The sequence below is a fragment of the Sporichthyaceae bacterium genome (genome assembly GCA_036269075.1).
GTDB lineage: Bacteria > Actinomycetota > Actinomycetes > Sporichthyales > Sporichthyaceae > DASQPJ01.
The window spans coordinates 16125-33015 of the sequence record DATASX010000016.1 but is presented as its reverse complement, the minus strand read 5'-3'; the positions used below and the strand labels follow the sequence as shown (position 1 = coordinate 33015).

14 protein-coding genes are annotated in these 16891 nt (G+C 72.9%); 7 read left to right on the top strand and 7 right to left on the bottom strand.

Features of this window, described 5'->3' with window-relative positions; all coding sequences use genetic code 11:
* Positions 1 to 9: 9 nt before the first annotated feature.
* The 5 genes from VHU88_02840 to VHU88_02820 form a co-directional block, all read right to left on the bottom strand.
* A complete protein-coding gene (locus VHU88_02840; protein ID HEX3610600.1) occupies positions 10 to 216 on the bottom strand; it encodes a hypothetical protein in 207 nt (68 codons plus the stop codon).
* A gap of 267 nt (positions 217 to 483) precedes the next feature.
* Positions 484 to 1449 carry a pyridoxal-phosphate dependent enzyme gene (locus VHU88_02835; protein ID HEX3610599.1) on the bottom strand — a complete coding sequence of 322 codons (966 nt, stop codon included), beginning with the start codon at positions 1447 to 1449 and terminating at the stop codon, positions 484 to 486.
* Positions 1446 to 2786, bottom strand: a complete 1341-nt coding sequence (locus tag VHU88_02830) for an adenylosuccinate lyase family protein (GenBank protein HEX3610598.1) — start codon at positions 2784 to 2786, stop codon at positions 1446 to 1448. The genes VHU88_02835 and VHU88_02830 overlap by 4 nt, the downstream gene beginning before the upstream one ends.
* Positions 2783 to 3730, bottom strand: coding sequence for a hypothetical protein (locus VHU88_02825; GenBank protein HEX3610597.1), 948 nt, complete (start codon positions 3728 to 3730; stop codon positions 2783 to 2785). Before VHU88_02825 ends, VHU88_02830 begins: the two co-directional genes overlap by 4 nt.
* A 37-nt stretch (positions 3731 to 3767) precedes the next feature.
* Positions 3768 to 4586: a CoA ester lyase gene (locus tag VHU88_02820; GenBank protein HEX3610596.1), complete on the bottom strand. Its 819-nt coding sequence runs from the start codon at positions 4584 to 4586 to the stop codon at positions 3768 to 3770.
* A gap of 136 nt (positions 4587 to 4722) precedes the next feature.
* Here VHU88_02820 and VHU88_02815 point away from each other — a divergent pair, with 136 nt between their 5' ends.
* The 7 genes from VHU88_02815 to VHU88_02785 all read left to right on the top strand — a co-directional run bounded on the left by VHU88_02815 (position 4723) and on the right by VHU88_02785 (position 15098).
* Positions 4723 to 5469 carry a hypothetical protein gene (locus tag VHU88_02815; protein ID HEX3610595.1) on the top strand — a complete coding sequence of 249 codons (747 nt, stop codon included), beginning with the start codon at positions 4723 to 4725 and terminating at the stop codon, positions 5467 to 5469.
* Between the two features lie 150 nt (positions 5470 to 5619).
* Entirely contained in the window at positions 5620 to 7185 is a 1566-nt protein-coding gene (locus VHU88_02810) for a DNA polymerase Y family protein (GenBank protein HEX3610594.1), read from the top strand.
* Positions 7186 to 7247: 62 nt separating this feature from the next.
* Positions 7248 to 10613, top strand: coding sequence for an error-prone DNA polymerase (locus VHU88_02805; GenBank protein HEX3610593.1), 3366 nt, complete (start codon positions 7248 to 7250; stop codon positions 10611 to 10613).
* Between the two features lie 163 nt (positions 10614 to 10776).
* Positions 10777 to 12396 carry a hypothetical protein gene (locus VHU88_02800; protein ID HEX3610592.1) on the top strand — a complete coding sequence of 540 codons (1620 nt, stop codon included), beginning with the start codon at positions 10777 to 10779 and terminating at the stop codon, positions 12394 to 12396.
* A gap of 95 nt (positions 12397 to 12491) precedes the next feature.
* On the top strand, positions 12492 to 12908 hold the full coding sequence (locus VHU88_02795) for a four-helix bundle copper-binding protein (GenBank protein HEX3610591.1): 417 nt from the start codon (positions 12492 to 12494) through the stop codon (positions 12906 to 12908).
* Complete coding sequence (locus tag VHU88_02790; GenBank protein HEX3610590.1) at positions 12905 to 14107, top strand: MFS transporter; 1203 nt, start codon at positions 12905 to 12907, stop codon at positions 14105 to 14107. Before VHU88_02795 ends, VHU88_02790 begins: the two co-directional genes overlap by 4 nt.
* A gap of 73 nt (positions 14108 to 14180) precedes the next feature.
* Positions 14181 to 15098: a pirin family protein gene (locus VHU88_02785; protein HEX3610589.1), complete on the top strand. Its 918-nt coding sequence runs from the start codon at positions 14181 to 14183 to the stop codon at positions 15096 to 15098.
* Here the strand turns inward: VHU88_02785 and VHU88_02780 are convergent.
* Together VHU88_02780 and VHU88_02775 are read right to left on the bottom strand one after the other, a co-directional pair.
* A complete protein-coding gene (locus VHU88_02780; GenBank protein ID HEX3610588.1) occupies positions 15081 to 15869 on the bottom strand; it encodes a putative protein N(5)-glutamine methyltransferase in 789 nt (262 codons plus the stop codon). The two genes, VHU88_02785 and VHU88_02780, sit on opposite strands and share 18 nt — an antisense overlap.
* Complete coding sequence (locus VHU88_02775; GenBank protein HEX3610587.1) at positions 15866 to 16888, bottom strand: nitronate monooxygenase; 1023 nt, start codon at positions 16886 to 16888, stop codon at positions 15866 to 15868. Before VHU88_02775 ends, VHU88_02780 begins: the two co-directional genes overlap by 4 nt.
* Between the last annotated feature and the right edge of the window lie 3 nt (positions 16889 to 16891).

Genomic DNA, 16891 nt, shown 5'->3' with positions numbered 1-16891 from the left:
AGTCGGTGGTCAGTCCGTGATCAGGATCTGGTCGGGACGGCGCTGAGCCGGGATACGGGCACCGCGGCGAGCGAAGTTGGCCTCTTGAGCGGCCTTGTGCTCGCTGCAGAACCACACGGTGGCGCGGTACAACGGTGTGGTCACGATGATGCGGTGCGGCGCCTGAGCACCGCACTGCGGCTCGGCGTTCGAGGTGAACCAGGAACAGCTGTGCACTTCGGGTCCTCTCGTCCCGCACTTGCGGGTCCGGTGCCGGCAGGCAGTCGCAGTCCTGTCAGCAGGTAGTTCTCGCCTCCGGCGTGCCGCCGGTGCGGGTTTCCTGGTTGAGACGAAGCCGTTACAAGTTCGGTTGCACCGCGGCAAGAAATCCCACGATCGTTCCGGTGTGGGTCATCCGTTCGGGCCGCTTTCGGGCGTTCTGGGTCCTCCGCGACGAAGTTCCCGCTTCGCCGCCTGTTGCGACCTGCCGGAAGGGTTCCGGGTCTAGGTGGTGAACAGCGTCGGCGCACCTCCGCTGGCCAGGAAGACCACCGGACCCTGGGCCGTCCCCGTCGCAGCCGCCGCGAGCAGACCGGCCATCGCCTTCGCCGCGAACACCGGGTCGAGGAACACGCCCTCGGTCCGCGCGACCAGATCGGCGGCCGCCGCCGATTCCGGCGACGGTTCGCCGTACGGGGCGGCGAGGAGCATCTCGGCGTGCACGATCGGCTCCCGCGTCGGCGCGGCCGACTCGATCAGCGCGCAGGCCTCCGCCGCGATCCCGGCGACCCGAGCGATGCATTCCGCTGCCGGGCGGCTCACCGTGACCCCGTGAATCTCCCAGGGCGTGCCGTAGGTGGCCGCCCCGGCGACCAGGCCGGCGTGGGTCCCGCACGACCCGGTAGCCAGCCAGAGCTGACGCGGTGTCAGGTTCAGCTGCGCGGCCTGGGCGGCGATCTCGCCGGTGGCGCTGAGATAGCCCAGGGCCCCGACCGGACCGGCGCCGCCGCGGCCCAACGTGTACGGGTTGCGGCCGACCGAGCGCATCCGCTCGGCGATGGCCTCGGCGACCGACTCGACCGTGGAGCGATCCGGGTCGCCGGTGAAGTGGATCCCGGCCCCGATCGACGCGGCCAGCGCGAGGTTGCCGGTGTAGGGCACGGGTTGCCCGTAGTAGACCAATGCCGCGTCCATGTCCCGGGTCCGCGCGGCCAGCGCCGCGAGCATCGCCCAGTTCGAACTCGGCCCGCCGCCGGTGATCAGGCAGTCGGCGCCGGCCGCGGTCGCCGCGCCCAGCACGAACTCCAGTGCCCGAACCTTGTTCCCGCCCAGGCCCAGCCCGGTCAGGTCGTCGCGTTTGAACCAGATCTCCACCCCGGCGGCCTCGGACAGCCGCGGCGCCGGGTGCAACGGGGTCGGCAGCGTGCCCAGCCGGATCCGGGGCGCCGCCGCCAGGCCGGGCGGGATCACCTGGCCCCGCCCGCCGCGAGCACCCGGTCGATGAAGGTCGTCGTCGAACCGAGCGCCGTCCGCGGGTCGATGGCCGCGCTGATCTGATCCGGCGTCAGCAACCCGCGTTCGGCGACCACCTTCTCCAGGTCGAGGCCGTTCTCGACTGCGTGCATCGCCGCGGTGTAGATCGCCTCGTGCGCCGCGTGCTTGCCGATGCGATCGCCCAGGACGCGCATCATCGGTTCGGAGAGCAGTAGCCCGCGCCGCGCGTCGAGGTTCACCCGCATGCGTTCGGCGTTTATCTGCAGGCCCTCCAGCAGTCGCGCCCCGAACCCCAGCGCCGCGCCGGTGAGCTGGCAGGCCTCCGGCAGTGCCAGCCACTCGGCCTTCCAGCTCCGGCCGTCGCGCTCGTGCAGCGCGATCATGCCCTCGACGCACGAGGCCGCGTCGAGGCGGACCCGGCGGGCCAGGGTGTCCAGGTGCTCGGCCAGTTCCGGGTTCCGCTTGTGTGGCATCGTGATGCTGCCGACCTGACCGGGGGTGAACGGCTCGGCGACCTCGCCGATCTCCGGGCGCGCCAACTCGAAGACCTCGTTGCCGATCTTGCCCAGGGTCCCGGACACCATTGCCAGCAGCATCGCGAACTCCGCCACCCGGTCGCGGGCGGTGATCCACGCGATGTCCGGCGCCCCCAGCCCGCAGCGGCGGGCGAATGCCGCCAGCAGGTCCGGTGCGCCCGGGCCCCAGAACTCCATCGTCCCGAGCGCCCCGCCCAGTTGCACCACGGCCAGCCGCGGTCGCGCTTCCCGGATCCGTTCGGCGTGCCGGCCGAGTTCGTCGGCCCACACCGCTGCCTTGAACCCGAACGTGATCGGCAGGCCGGGTTGGCCGTGGGTGCGTCCGCACATGATCGTGTCGCGGTGGGCGCGGGCCAGTTGCAACGCGGCTGCCCGGCAGCGCTCCACGTCGCGGTCGAGGATGTCGAGGACCGTGGTCATGGTCTGCGCGGTCCAGGTGTCGGTGACGTCCTGGACGGTGGCCCCGTAGTACACCCACTCCCGCGCGGCCTCCGGCAGCACCCGACGCAGTTCCTGAATCAGCCCCAGCGTCGAGTGACCGGCCGCCCGGGTGCCGGCCGCGACGGCGGCGAGGTCCAGTCGGTCGACGTGGGCTTGCTCGGCGATCGCCGTGGCGGCCTCGGCCGGCAGCATCCCCACCTCGGCCTGGGCGGCGGCCAGTGCGGCGAGCACCTCCAGCCAACCCTGGGTGCGCCCGGTGTCGTCGAACAGGGCGTGCATCTCCGGGGTGGTCCACAGATGGCCGAACAGCTGCGAGTCGGACAGGTGGCTGCTCATGACCCGCCGTTCGCCGCCGGCGTCAGGGGGGTCTCGGCGTGCGCCGGGTCGAGCAGCAGGGTCCGCAGGCCGGTGCGGATCTCGTCGAGGTTCGCACCCCACGGCACGACGGCGCAGCGGCCGTCGACCTCGATGCCGCGCTCCAGCAGGCAGCACTTGATCAGCGCCAGTTCGTTGCTCGCGGCGAACTCCGGGTCGGCCGCCAGGCGCGCGCGCGGGCACAGGTCGACCTGGGGCGGCTCGTCGCCGTAGAAGTGCCGATGGAACTGCAACGAGCGCTCGCACCCGATCAGCAGCCAGTCCTCGCGACCGGCCGGGCGGGTGTCGAGGAACGCGAGCCTGGCGCCGTCGGGTGCGGCCCCGGAGCCCCGGCAGGGCAGCAGGTAGGTGTCCGCCGGGTTGGCTGCCACCAGGTCGTCGATGACCACGGCGTCGAGCACCAGGTTGATCGGCGGCAGGTCCTCGTCGAACGCGACGACCTGCTCGGCCTGGGCCAACAGCTTCGGCGGATGCGGCGGGACGACCTCGGTCACCCGGACCCGGATCGGAGCGGGTCGGTACAGGAAGTTCACGTGGGAGAACATTCCGACCACGACGGTGGTGAGCTTGTCCGGATCGGCCACCTTGCCCAGGGCGGTCGCATTGCCCACGTCGACCGACGGGTCCTCCAGGTAGGCAGTGTCCTCCGGGCCGGACAGCACCAACGCGTCGGTGACCGGGGAGAACAGCGGCACCGTGCTCTCCTTGGCGACCTGCACCAGTGCCGTCCGGTCGCCGTGGCGCAGCGCCAGGAAGTCGGTGCGCCGGTAGACCTCACGGCCCATCAGGTGCTCGAGGATCGCCGCCTCGGTGAGCGGGAAGTCGACCTCCTGCATCGACAGCCCGCGGTAGGGGTGCGACCTGGTGTTCGGCGGTGGTGGCACGAGGCGGCCGGGGGCAGTCACCGGTGTCGCCTTGCGGCTCGCTCGCGAGTGGTCGGGATCACGCCCCCATTGTCGCCGACGCCCGGGACAGTGTGCGTCGTGCGCGGTCGACAACCGGCTTGTCCACCATCTTCCCGTCCAGGGTGGTGACGGCGCCGTCGCCGGCGGCCTGCACCACTCGGCGCGCCCACTCCAACTCCTCGGCCGTCGGGTCGAAGGCGGTGTGCACGACCTGCAACTGGCGGGGGTGGATGCACATCTTGCCGGTGAACCCGAGCCCGGCGCCGTGCGCGGCGTCGGCGGCCAGTCGGTCGTCGTCGGTGACATCGGTCGTGACGCCGTCGACCGGGCCGGCGACCCCGGCGGCGGCGCTGGCCAGCACCAGCCGGGACCGGGCGAACAGGAACGCCTGGTAGTCGTTCGGGTCGACTCCCAGCTGCGCCGACAGGTCGATCGAGCCGAACGCCGCCCGCACCACCCCGCGCAGCGCGAGGAACTCATCGGCCGCGAGAACCCCGGCCGCGGTCTCCACCAGCGGCAGCACCGCAGCGTCCGTACCGAGCGCCGCGACGACCGTGGCGACCTGCTCGGCGGACTCGGCCTTCGGCAGCATGACCGGGTGTCCGGCGACCGCGGCCAAGTCGTCGTCGTGCCAGGGCGTTCCCGGCGCGTTGATGCGGACGATCCCGCCCCCGCCACCGGCCAACCACTTGGCCACGTGCTCACGGGCCTCGACCTTGGCCTCCGGCGCAACCGCGTCCTCGAGGTCGAGGATGATCGCGCCGGCACCGGAGTCGGCTGCCTTCGCGAAGCGGTCGGGCCGATGGCCGGGGACGAACAACAGACTCGTGACGGACGCCAGATCCTGGGGCGACATGGGACTCCTCGTGGTGCCTTCCGACCCGGCAATTATCGTTCAGCCCCGTCCGGCACGGTCCGCCTCCGGACGTGGCATAGGCCACCCGGAGCCGCTGCGGGTTGCATGAATCGAACATGTGTTCGAACATAACACGGTGTCCACCACAGTTGCCGACCTGATTTCCAGACTGCCCGCCGGTGCGGTCTCGCGGGCCTCGGCGACCCCGCCGGTCAGTTCGGTACTGCCCGTGCCGGACGCGTTGCGGCCGGTCCTGATCGGAGGCGGACTGCGGCGGGGAAGCACGGTCGAGATCGGGATCGCCGGGCCGTTGGCCCCGGGTCGGTCCGGCGGTGGGGGGTCGGGCGAGTGCTACCGGGAGGCTGTCGGCCCGGGCGGTTGTTCGGTGCTGTTGTTGCTGCTCGCGCGGGTGTCGGGTGCCGGGTCCTGGTGCGCGCTGGTGAACGGCCCCGGAATCGGTCTGGCCGCCGCCGCGGAGGCCGGTGTCGACCTGGACAGGTTGGCCCTGGTGCCGGAACCGGGTCGGGACTGGGTGCGGGTCGTGGGGGCGTTGCTCGACGGCTTCGACCTGGTGGCGGTCCGCCCCCCGACAGCCTTGCGGCCCGCCGACGAGCGGTGGCTCGCCGCGCGGATCCGTCGGCACGGCACGGTGCTGGTCTCGCTCGGGCCGTGGGTCGACGCCGATGTGCGACTGCGGTCGACGGCCGCGCGGTGGGAGGGCCTCGGCGACGGTTTCGGGCAGCTGTCTGCCCACCGCCTGTCGGTTGGCGTCTCGGGCCGCGGGGTGGTCGGTGCCCGGTCGGCGACCGTCGAGATCCGACCGGCCGGCTTGCCGGATCCACTCGTCGTGGCCGGACCCGAACTGGCCGACGCCGCCGGCTGACAGCTTATCTGACGGAGCGTCAGGCGACGCGCGGGCCACCCTTGACAATCGAACAGATGTTCGAACATAGTCGTCCGCATGGCCACCGCCCGAACAGCTCGAGAGCACCCCGTCCGGCCCTCCGCGAGCCGGTGCGGGGAGCTCTCGCGGGTGGATGCGCCCGCCGGGCGGACCATCGCGATCTGGTCCCCGGACTGGCCGGTGCTGACCGCGGTGGCAGCTGTCGGTCTGGCCCCGGAGGCCCCGGCCGCGGTCCTGTCCGGCGGCGTCGTGCTCTCGTGCACCGCCCGGGCCCGGGCGGCCGGGGTGCGTCGTGGGTTGCGCCGTCGGGAGGCCCAGTACCGCTGCCCGGAGCTGGCGGTGCTCGACCGCGACCTGGCCGAGGAGGCGCGCGCGTTCGAGCCCGTGGTGGCCGCGGTCGAAGCCGTGGCGCCGGGTGTCGAGGTCGTCCGGCCGGGGCTGTGCGCGGTGTCCGCGCGCGGCCCGGCGCGGTACTTCGGGGGCGACGAGCCGGCCGCGGTCCGGCTCGCCGACGAGGCGTCCGCGGCCGGTCCGGGCGACTCCTGCCTGGCCGGGGTGGCCGAGGGGCCGTTCGCCGCCGCGCTGGCGGCCCGCCGTGGCGCCGTTGTGCCCGCCGGTCGCACACCGGAGTTCCTGGCCGCGCAGTCGCTGGAGGTCATCGACCGGCCGGAACTGGTCGACCTGTTGCGTCGGCTCGGGCTGCGCACGTTGGGGGAGTTCGCCCAACTGCCCGCCCCCGACGTGATGGCCCGGTTCGGCTCCGACGGCGTCTTCGTCCACCGGTTGGCCCGTGGGTTGGATCCGCGGCCACCGGACGCCCGGGTCCCACCGCCGGACCTGGTCGTCTCGCTGACCCTCGACCCACCGGCCGACTCCGTGGAGCGGGCGGCCTTCGCGGCCCGGCGGCTGGCCGACCAGCTCCAGCTGCGCCTGGCCGCGGCCGGTCTCGGGTGCACCCGGGTGAGTGTCGAGGCGGAGACCGAGAGCGGGGAGCGCCACACCCGGGTCTGGCGCCACGAGGGTGTGCTGACCGCGGCGGCGATCGCGGAACGGGTTCGCTGGCAGTTGGACGGGTGGTTGGCCACCCGCCCGGGCGCCGCCTCGCCCGCCCGGGCGCGGTCCGGGATAGCGGTTCTCCGGCTGGCGCCCGATGAGGTGATCGAGCACGCCGGTGAGCAGCTCGGGTTGTGGGCCCCGTCCGGGGCCGATGCGGATGCCGCCGCCCGGGCCGGGCGGGCGTTGTCCCGGGTGCAGGGCCTGCTCGGGCAGCCGTCGGTGCAGACCGCGGTGGTCGGCGGCGGGCGAGGTCCGGGGGAGCGGGTCCGCTACGTCACCTGGGGCGACCCGCGGGAGTCCCGTCGCGCGGACGGTCCGTGGCCGGGCCGGGTGCCCGAGCCCAGCCCGGCGTTGGTCCCGCCGATCCCGGTTCCTGCCGTGCTCATCGATGAGTCCGGGGCCCCGGTGGCGGTGACGGCCCGCTACGCGCTCTCCGGCGCCCCGGCCCGCCTGGTCGTCGGTCGCGAGCCGCCGCGCCGGGTCCTGTCGTGGGCCGGTCCGTGGCCTGCCGACGAGCGGTGGTGGGACTCGGCCAAGGCGCGGCTGCGGATCCGCTTCCAGGTGGCCACCGCCGACGGGGCCGGCTGGTTGCTCCTGCAGGAGGACGGGATGTGGTTCGTCGAGGCGGTCTACGACTGAGGCAGCGTCAGTTCCGATACAGGCAAGGCTTTTCGGGAGGGCTTTTCGGGAGGGGAGGGGAGATGGGTTGGGGCAACCCGCCGATGCCGTGGCGGGAGCTGGAGCGGCGGCTGTCCGGGAAGTTCCCGCCGCCGGGGGAGAACCAGCCCCCGCAGGCAGCTCCCCGGTTGGCGTTCGGGACCGAGCCGGAGCGGCCCGGGAGCACCCGGCGGGCGCCCTACCGGCCGCGACCGGACCTGGGGCGGACGCCCGGGCGCGACGTCCCCTACGCGGAGCTGCACGCCCACACCAACTTCAGCTTCCTGGACGGGGCCGCGCACCCGGAGGAGATGGTCGAGGAGGCCGTCCGGCTCGGCCTGACCGCACTGGCGATCACCGACCACGACGGGTTCTACGGGGTGGTCCGGTTCGCCGAGGCCGCGACCAGGTACGGGCTGCCGACCGTGTTCGGGTCGGAGCTGAGCCTCGGGTTGACCCGGCCGCAGAACGGGATCGCCGATCCGGAGGGCAGTCACCTGCTGGTGCTGGCCAGAGATCCCGACGGCTACGCGAGGTTGTCCACCGCCATCAGCGACGGCCACGCCGCCGGGGCGGAGAAGGGCCGTCCGGTCCACGACCTGGATTCGTTGGGTGCCGCCGCGCAGGGCCATTGGGTGATCCTGACCGGATGCCGCAAAGGAACCGTCCCGGCCGCATTGGCCGTCGGCGGCGCGGCCGGTGCAGCGGCTGCCACGCGGGAGCTGGACCGGCTGGTGGACTTGTTCGGCCGGGACAACGTCGTGGTGGAGCTGACCGACCACGGCCAGCCGGAGGACGCCGCCCGCATCGAGGTGCTGGCCGGGTTGGCCCGGCGGTTCGACCTGGCCACGGTGGCGACCGCCAATGCCCACTACGCCACCCCGGACGGTCATCGCCTGGCCACCGCGCTGTCCGCGGTCCGCGCCCGGCGCAGCCTCGACGATCTGGCCGGTTGGTTGCCCGCGGCCGGGACGGCCCACCTGCGGTCCGGCGCCGAGCAGGCCCGGCACTTCCGCAGGTATCCGGACGCGGTCCGGCAGGCGGCCGAGTTGGCCGAGCAGTGCGCGTTCGACCTGGCTCTGATCCGCCCGCGCCTGCCGGATTTCCCGGTCCCCGCCGGGCACACCGCGATGAGTTGGTTGCGCGAACTGACCGAGCGGGGGGCCGCAGTGCGCTACGGGTCCCGCTACGCCGAACGGCAGCCCGGTGCCTACGCCCAGCTGGACCACGAACTGGAGATGATCGAGAAGCTCGACTTCCCCGGGTACTTCCTGATCGTCCACGAGATCGTGGAGTTCGCCCGGTCGCGCGACATCCTCTGCCAGGGCCGCGGATCCGCGGCCAACTCCGCGGTCTGCTACGCGCTGGGGATCACCGCGGTCGACGCGGTCTATTACGGCCTGCTGTTCGAACGCTTCCTGTCCCCGGAGCGGGGCGAGCCGCCGGACATCGACGTCGACATCGAGTCCGGCCGCCGCGAGGAGGTCATCCAGCACGTCTACGCGCGCTACGGCCGGCGGCACGCGGCCCAGGTCGCGAACGTGATCTCGTACCGGCCCCGGTCCGCTGTCCGTGACATGGCCAAGGCCCTGGGTTACTCGACCGGTGCCCAGGACGCCTTCGCCCGCGAGGCCCATCGCTACGACCTGCCGAGAACCGCCGAGCAGAGCGCCGTCGAGGAGGTGCCCGCCGAGGTCCTCACGCTGTCGAACCGGTTGCTGGGGTTCCCCCGGCACCTGGGCATCCATTCCGGCGGGATGGTAATCTGCGACCGGCCGGTGGTCGAGGTGTGTCCGGTTGAGTGGGCCCGGATGGCCGATCGCACGGTCGTGCAGTGGGACAAGGACGACTGCGCCTCGCCGTTGGTGAACCTCGTCAAGTTCGACCTGCTCGGGCTCGGGATGCTCTCCGCCCTGCACGGCTGCTTCGACCTCGTCCGCGACTTCCACGGCACCGGCTGGACGCTCGCGACGTTGCCGAAGGAGGACCCGGCGGTCTACGAGATGCTCTGCCGGGCCGACTCGGTGGGCGTCTTCCAGGTCGAGTCCCGGGCCCAGATGGCCACCCTGCCCCGGCTGAAACCCCAGTGCTTCTACGACCTGGTGCTGGAGATCGCGCTGATCCGGCCGGGCCCGATCCAGGGCGGTTCGGTCCACCCGTTCATCCGCCGACGCAACGGCCGGGAGCCGATCCGGTACCCGCACCCGTCGTTGGAGGACTGCCTGCGGCGCACGCTCGGCGTGCCGATGTTCCAGGAACAGCTGATGCAGATGGTCGTCGACGCGGCCGGGTGCACCCCGACCCAGGCCGACCGGGTGCGTCGGGCGGTCGGCTCGAAACGGTCGGCCCAGCAGGTCGCGGCGCTACGTGAGGAGCTGTACGCCGGGATGGAGCGGACCCACGGCATCACCGGCGCTACCGCTGACGAGATCTTCAACCTCATCGCGGCCTTCGCGAACTTCGGCTTCGCGGAGAGCCACTCGATCAGCTTCGCGCTGCTGGTCTACGCGAGCTCCTGGTTGAAGCTGCGTTACCCGGCGGCGTTCTGCGCCGCGCTGCTCAACGCCCAGCCGATGGGCTTCTACTCGCCGCAGTCGCTGTGCGCGGACGCGCGCCGGCACGGGGTGGTCGTCCGTCGACCGGACGTGAACGCCTCTGCCGCCACCGCGAGCCTGGAACCGGTGGACGAGCACGACTCGGAGCCGTCGACGAGTTGTGGGCGGGCTGCGGTCCGGCTGGGCATCGGTTCGGTGCGCTCGGTCGGGACGGAGTTGGCCGAGCGCATCGCCGCGGGCCGGCCGTACACCGACATGGCCGACTTCGCGCTCCGGACCGCGGCCGGCGCTGCCCACATCGAGGCGCTGGCCACGGCGGGGGCGTTCGACTGCTTCGGGGTGTCCCGGCGGGCGGCGTTGTGGGCCGCCGGGGCGGTGGCGCAGTTGAGCCCGGACCGATTGGCCGGCACGGTCGTCGGCGACCGGGCGCCGATCCTGCCGCGGCTGATGGCGGCCGAGCGGAGCATGGCCGACCTGTGGGCCACCGGGATCACTCCGGACGGCCACCCGATGGAGCACATGCGGGCCGACCTGGACCCCGACGTGGTCACGGTGGGCGACCTGGCCGGGCGCCGCGATCGGGACCGCGTGCGGGTCGCCGGTGTGGTGACCCATCGCCAGCAACCGCAGACCGCCTCGGGGACGATCTTCCTGAACCTCGAGGACGAGACGGGGATGCTCAACGTCATCTGCGCGCCGGGGGCCTGGGCCCGGTACCGCCGGATCGCCCGCGACAGCCCGGCGCTGATCGTGCGGGGCCGGCTGGAGAAGGCCGACGGCGTCACCAGCCTGGTGGCGGAGGCCTTCGTGGAGTTGCGGATGTTCGTCGGCCGGTCCTCCAGGGACTTCCGATGAGCGAGCTTGCGAGCTCATCAATGAGCAGTGCACGACACCGCCGACCTGCATTGGCGACCGACGACGCACCGATCACCCAGTCCAGGGCCGTGGTAGACAAAGCCGCGACAATCTTCACTCCGAAGCAGATAGTCGGGCTCGGCCTCGGTAGAACGGGAGGGGTATGCAGACCGTCTACGCGACCCACCTCCCGCTGCCGGCCGACCTCGGCGCCGCCGCGTTGGACCAGGCCGTGGCCGCGGTCGCCGGCTGGCTGCACGACCGTTACGAGGTCAGCCCCAGTCCGCTCTCGGGTGGCTCCCACCGCTCCGACGAGGTCACGATCGAGTGGGAGAGCCTCTTCGGTGAGGCCGGCGGGCTGGTGTGGTTCGAGGTCGACCAGGCCGACCCGGTCGACGCCACGTGGCGTTGGCGCTCCCACCTCGACATCGGCGTGGAGAAAGGCCAGGCCTGGATCCGGGTCCGGGTGGGCCTGTTCTCACCACGGGAGGGTCTGGTCACCCGGCCCAAGGTCGCCGCCCACCGGCCGCCGGTGGTTCGTCGGATCGCCGACCGGATCGACGTCCGGATCGACGGGCGCCGGGTGGGTGAGCCGTGGGTGCTGACCGTGCCCGAGGTCCCCAGCTACGTGAAGTTCCTGACCAGCCGGGAGCGTCGCCTGCCGGTGCTGGCGATCTCGCACGACCCGGACGGCGAACCGTTCCTGGACCGGGCCCGCGCGGCCGACCGCCTGCTCGGGCTGGCCCACGTGGTCGAGGTCGACCTGCACTCCGGCTACGCGGTCACCGACGCCATCGGCAAGACCCTGAGCTGCTACTCCGGCGCTGTGCGCATGTACTGGCCCGGGTTCGCCGTCGGCGACGACCCGTACTTCCACCGGGCGTACGTGGGCGGCAGCTTGGCCTACCTCGGCCGCGAGGGCATGGGTACGGAGCTGTTCGACACCCTCGGCCGGCTCTCCGCGCTGTCGATCTCCGAGCCGACGTTGCGGGCCCGGCTGCGTCGCGAGCAGCACGCCCACGAAACCGCTGCCCGGGCCGCCCAGGCCGCCGTCACCCGCGCCACCCTGGCCCGGCCGGACGGCTCGCCGGACGGCGTGGTCGACCGCGCCGCCTGGCTCGCGCTGTGCGCCGACCACGACCTGCAGCAGCAGCGGCTCGCCGTCCTCGACGGCGAGCTGTTCGAGGCCCGTCTGGAGATCGACGTCCTGCGCGGGGAGCGCGACTCGGCCCAGGCCCACGCCGCGTCGCTGGACCGCGCCCTCACCGTGGCCTCGGCCCGCACCCCACCGCGCCGCCCGGAGCTGGAGTCCGCGACGGACGAGCCCACGCCGGAGTCGGTCCTCGAGGCCGTCCGCATCGCGCAGGAACGCTGCACGCACCTGGTGTTCCTCGACGAGGCGTTCACCGCGGCGGCCGTCAGCGAGTACCACGACCCGGAACGCGTCCTGGCCAACCTGCTGCTGATGGAGCAGATCGGCGCCGAATGGGCCAGCGGGGAACTGCCCGGCGGACCCGACGACGCGTTCAAGCAGCGGTGCAGCGGGTACCACGCAGGTCTGCATGAGGCCCAGGTGCCGATGGCCGACCTCTTCCGTCGCACGTTCCAGGACCGGGAGGTGACCCTCGGTCCGCACATCGCCCGCGGACACGGCTCGCCGGCCTCGGTGCTGCGCATCTACTGGTACGTCGACGTCACGCGCAAACAGATCCTGATCGGCCACGTCGGGGGACTGGTCCGCACCGCCGACGCCGTGGCCGACCGCCGACCCGTCAGTTCCTGAACGCGCCCACCCGACCTCGGCGCCGGTCGAGGCGGCGGGACAATTGCTCCAGGACCGCGGGGCCATCGGCCTCCCGGAGGAGAGGGGAGAAGGCGTTGGCACAGAGCATCGCCCGACAGATCATCGACGTGCACCCGACCGGCTACGGGACGACCGACCGCAAGCTGCTGGAGGCTGCGCTCCTGCTGAGCCAGCAGGCCTCACTGGCCGCTTCGATGTGCGCCGACGGATGCCTGAACGAGGGCATGGTCAAGGACATGCGCGAGTGCATCCGGGCCTGCCTGGACTGCTCGGACGTCGTCGACGCCGCGGTTCGCAGCATGTCCCGGAACACGGGCCTGAACGAGTCCGCCGTGCCTGCGATCCTCTCGGCGGCCGTCGCCGTGCTGGCAACCTGCGCCCACGAGACGGCGCGTCACGCCTCGATGCACATGCACGCCCGGCTGGCCGCGGAGACCTGCCGCAAGGCCGAGGCCGCCTGCACCGAGTTGCTGGAGTCGCTGAGCAAGTGAGCCCGGCGGCCGAGCCGACGGAGACCGTTGGGTCGCGGTCCTGGCTGACCCGCAACCTGCGCGTGCTCAGCGGGGTCAGCCTGCTGCAGGACGCGGCCAGCGAGATGCTCTACCCGGTCCTGCCGATCTTCCTGACCGTCACGCTCGGCGCGCCGGCTTCGGTGGTCGGCTTCACCGAGGGCCTCGCCGAGGGCATCGCCTCGGTCGTCAAGCTGTTCGCCGGGCGGTTCGCGGACCGGCGCGGCCGCCGCTCCCTGATCGCCGCCGGCTACGGCCTGGCCGCCGTGGGGAAGTTGCTCATCGCGGTCGCATTCGTCTGGCCGGTCGTCCTGCTCGGTCGCGGGGTCGACCGGGTCGGCAAGGGGATCCGGGGGGCGCCGCGCGACGCGTTGCTGATGGTCGACGCCGACCCGGCGGCGCGGGGTCGCATCTTCGGCTTCCACCGAGCGGCCGACACACTCGGTGCGGTCATCGGGCCGGCTGTCGGCCTGGCCATCTACGAGGCCGCCGGCCACCGGATCCGGCCGTTGCTGATCATCGCCGTGGTGCCCGCGGTCGCCTCGGTCGGCCTGGTCCGCTGGGTCGCCGACCCCGGCGCGCCGGCCAAGGCCAAGACCCGCACCCCGATCGCCACGCCGGGCTCGCTGCCCCCGGCGCTGCGTTCGCTGATCGTGCTGCTCGGGCTGTTCTCGCTGGTGAACTTCCCGGACGCGTTGTTGCTGCTGCGGGCCCACGACCTCGGGCTGTCGACCGCCGCGGTCATCGGCGTCTACATCGTCTACAACTTCGTCTACGCGGCCGCGTCGTACCCGGCCGGGGCATGGTCCGACAAGGCCCCGCGGCACCTGGTTTTCGCGCTGGGGCTGGGTTTTTTCGCCGTCGGCTATCTTGGCCTCGGCCTGATCCACGACTCGCGGTGGGTGTGGCCGATCCTGCCGCTGTACGGCGGGTTCGCCGCCTGCACCGACGGCGTCGGCAAGGCGTGGGTCGCCGAACTGGCGCCGGGAGGTGGGCAGGGCAGTGCGCAGGGTCTGCTCCAGGCCGTGACCGGCGCCGGTGTGCTCGTGGCCGGGATCGTGGCAGGCCTCGCGTGGCGCGGCGACGGTCGGCTGCCGCTGCTGACGGCGGGGACCGTGGGCGCGGCACTGGCTGTGCTGCTGGCTGTGATCGGTGGGCGTTGGCGGGCGGTCGCACCATGAACGAGCGCAGCGAGCGAATCAATGTCACAGTGCCCGCCACCTCCGAGCCGCACCGGCGATCGATGGTGCGCCGGTGAGCGGCCCGGTGCTGTTGCGCCCGCGGGAGGTCCCGCTGGGCGGACCGCGGGCGATGACCGTGCGCCGCACGTTGCCGCAGTTGGCCCGGACCTTCATCGGGGCCTGGTGCTTCGTCGACCACTACGGACCTGACGATGTGTCAGAAACCGGCGGGATGGCGGTTCCCGGGCACCCGCACACCGGTCTGGCGACCGCGACCTGGCTGTTCGCCGGCGAGGTCGAGCACCGCGACACCACGGGGATGCACGCGATCGTGCGGCCCGGGGAACTGAACCTGATGACGGCCGGTTCGGGAATCGCGCACTCGGAGTTCTCGACTCCGAGCACCGACATACTGCACGGCGTGCAGTTGTGGATCGCGCTGCCCGAACGCGACCGGTTCGTCGAACCCGGATTCGTCCACCACGTCGCCGAGTCCGCCGACGTCGACGGCGCACGGGTTGCGGTGTTCCTCGGCGACCTGCTCGGCGTCACCTCGCCGGTGGCGACCCATTCGCCACTGGTCGGTGCCGAGATCACCTTGCCTGCCGGCCAACGGTTGCAGCTGCCGGTCGACGTCGCCCACGAGCACGGCCTGCTCTGCGACTCCGGGCAGATCCGGGTGGGCGAGGTCGCCGCCGGGCCGGGCGAACTGGTGCTGTGCCCGACCGGGGCCCGCACGCTCGGTGTGGTCGCCGGCCCGGACGCGCCGGCCCGTCTGCTGCTGATCGGTGGCGAGCCGTTGGGCGAGCAGTTGGTCATGTGGTGGAACTTCATCGGCGGCAGCGACGAGGAGGTCCGCGCCTTCCGGGCCGACTGGGAGCGCGAACGTCAGTACGGCGGCGGTGAGCGGTTCGGCCGGTTCCCGCAGGCCTGGACGGGGACCCTGCCCGCGCCCGAACTGCCGAACGTGACGTTACGGCTGCGCGGCTGAACCCCGCCGCCGGCCGATCACCACGGTCGCCTCCAGGTCCGCGTCGCGCACGACCGCGCAGTCCAGCCCTGCCTGCTCCAACTCCGCGACCAGCAACGTGGACTGCTCGGCCGAGGTCTCCAGCAGCAGCCGGCCACCGGGGCGCAGCCAGTTCGGGGCGGCCGCGACGATCCGCCGTTGCACGCCGGTTCCGTCCGCGCCGCCGTCCAACGCGGCTCGGGGCTCGTGCAGCCGTGCCTCGGCGGGCATGGTCGGCAGAGCCGCGCTCGGCACGTAGGGCGCGTTGGCCACGACCACGTCGACCGCTCCGCGCAGCTCGCCAGGCAGCGGGGTGAACAGGTCGCCGTGGTGCACGCGGCCCGGGCCGAGGTTCTGCTCGGCGCAGGCGACGGCGCGGGCATCGACGTCCACCGCGTGGACCAGCACGTCCGGGCGGGCGGCTCGCACGGCCGCCCCGATCGCCCCGCAACCGCAGCACAGGTCCAGGACACAACCGGCCGCCGGCAGCTCCGCCAGCAGGCATTCGACGAGGAACTCGGTGCGCAACCGGGGCACGAACACGCCAGGTGCCACAGCCAGTCGCAACCCGCGGAACTCGGCCCAACCCAGCACGTGCTCCAGCGGCGCCCCGGTGCACCGTCGCTCGACCAGGTCCGCCAGCAGTTCCGGATCGGCGGCCTCGGCGATCAGCAGCCGGGCCTCGTCCTCAGCGAAGACGCACCCGGATTCACGCAGGCGGGCCGCGACGGCTGCCGGGTCGCCGGCCGTCAAAGCCGGTCGGTCAGTGCGGTGAGCACCGCCGCCGTCGGTCGCTCGGCGACGGCGGCATGTCCGGTCCCGGCCCACAGGTGCAGTCGTTCGGCGTCGCCCGCGGCCGCTGCGGCCCGTCGCATCCCGGTCGTCAGGTAGTGCACGGCGGGGTAGCCGACCGGCGCGCCGGCGGTCCATCGGTCGGTGAACTCGTTGCGGATCCCGCGGGCCGGGCGCCCGGTGAACGCGCTGGTCACCACGGTCGGCTCGGTTCGCTTGGCGACCAACGCGGCCCGGTAGGTCGAGTTGGCACCGCTCTCCGGGGTCAGCAGCAGCAACGTCCCGACGGCCACCGCCTCGGCACCGGCCTTCAGCGCCGCAGCCACGTCGTCCGGCCCGGACACCCCACCGGCACCGAGCAACGGCACCGCGACTGCTTCCCGCACCGCCGCCAGCAACTCGGGCAACGGCCGTTCGGCCGGTCGCTGCCGCGGCGTGAAGGTGCCGCTGTGCCCGCCGGCGTGGCTGCTCTGCACAGCGAGTGCGTCCATCCCGGCCTCGACGGCCAGCCGCGCCTCCTCGACCGAGGTGACCGTCTGCACCAGCAACGACCCCGCGCGCCGCAACCGGTCCAGCGACCCGGCGTCGGGCAGCCCGAACGTGAAGCTGACCACCGGCACCGGGTCGGCCGCCAGCAGGTCGACCTTGGCGGCCCAGGCGTCGTCGTCCTCGATGATCGCCGCCCCGGTCAGGTCCAACCCGTGTGCGGCCCCCTCGGGCGCGATCGCGGTGGCGTAGCGGCGGAACTCCGCGGCGTCCACCGGTACCGGGTTCGGCACGAACAGGTTCACCCCGAACGTCCCGGTCTGCGCCCGCACCGCCCGGATCTGCTCCGCGAGCGCCTCGGCGCTCTTGTAGCCCCCGGCCACGAACCCCAGGCTCCCGGCCCCGGCCGCGGCAAGGACCATCTCCACCGTCGTCGGCCCCCCGGCCATGGGAGCGGCGAGAACAGGAATACGGACGCCGAGTGCTTCAAGCATGCG

Excerpts from the sequence above, each read along its gene's own strand:
- VHU88_02830 (HEX3610598.1), bottom strand. The coding sequence starts at position 2,786 with ATGAGCAGCCACCTGTCCGACTCGCAGCTGTTCGGCCATCTGTGGACC.
- VHU88_02820 (HEX3610596.1), bottom strand. The coding sequence starts at position 4,586 with ATGTCGCCCCAGGATCTGGCGTCCGTCACGAGTCTGTTGTTCGTCCCC.
- VHU88_02805 (HEX3610593.1), top strand. The coding sequence starts at position 7,248 with ATGGGTTGGGGCAACCCGCCGATGCCGTGGCGGGAGCTGGAGCGGCGG.
- VHU88_02800 (HEX3610592.1), top strand. The coding sequence starts at position 10,777 with ATGCAGACCGTCTACGCGACCCACCTCCCGCTGCCGGCCGACCTCGGC.
- VHU88_02775 (HEX3610587.1), bottom strand. The coding sequence starts at position 16,888 with ATGCTTGAAGCACTCGGCGTCCGTATTCCTGTTCTCGCCGCTCCCATG.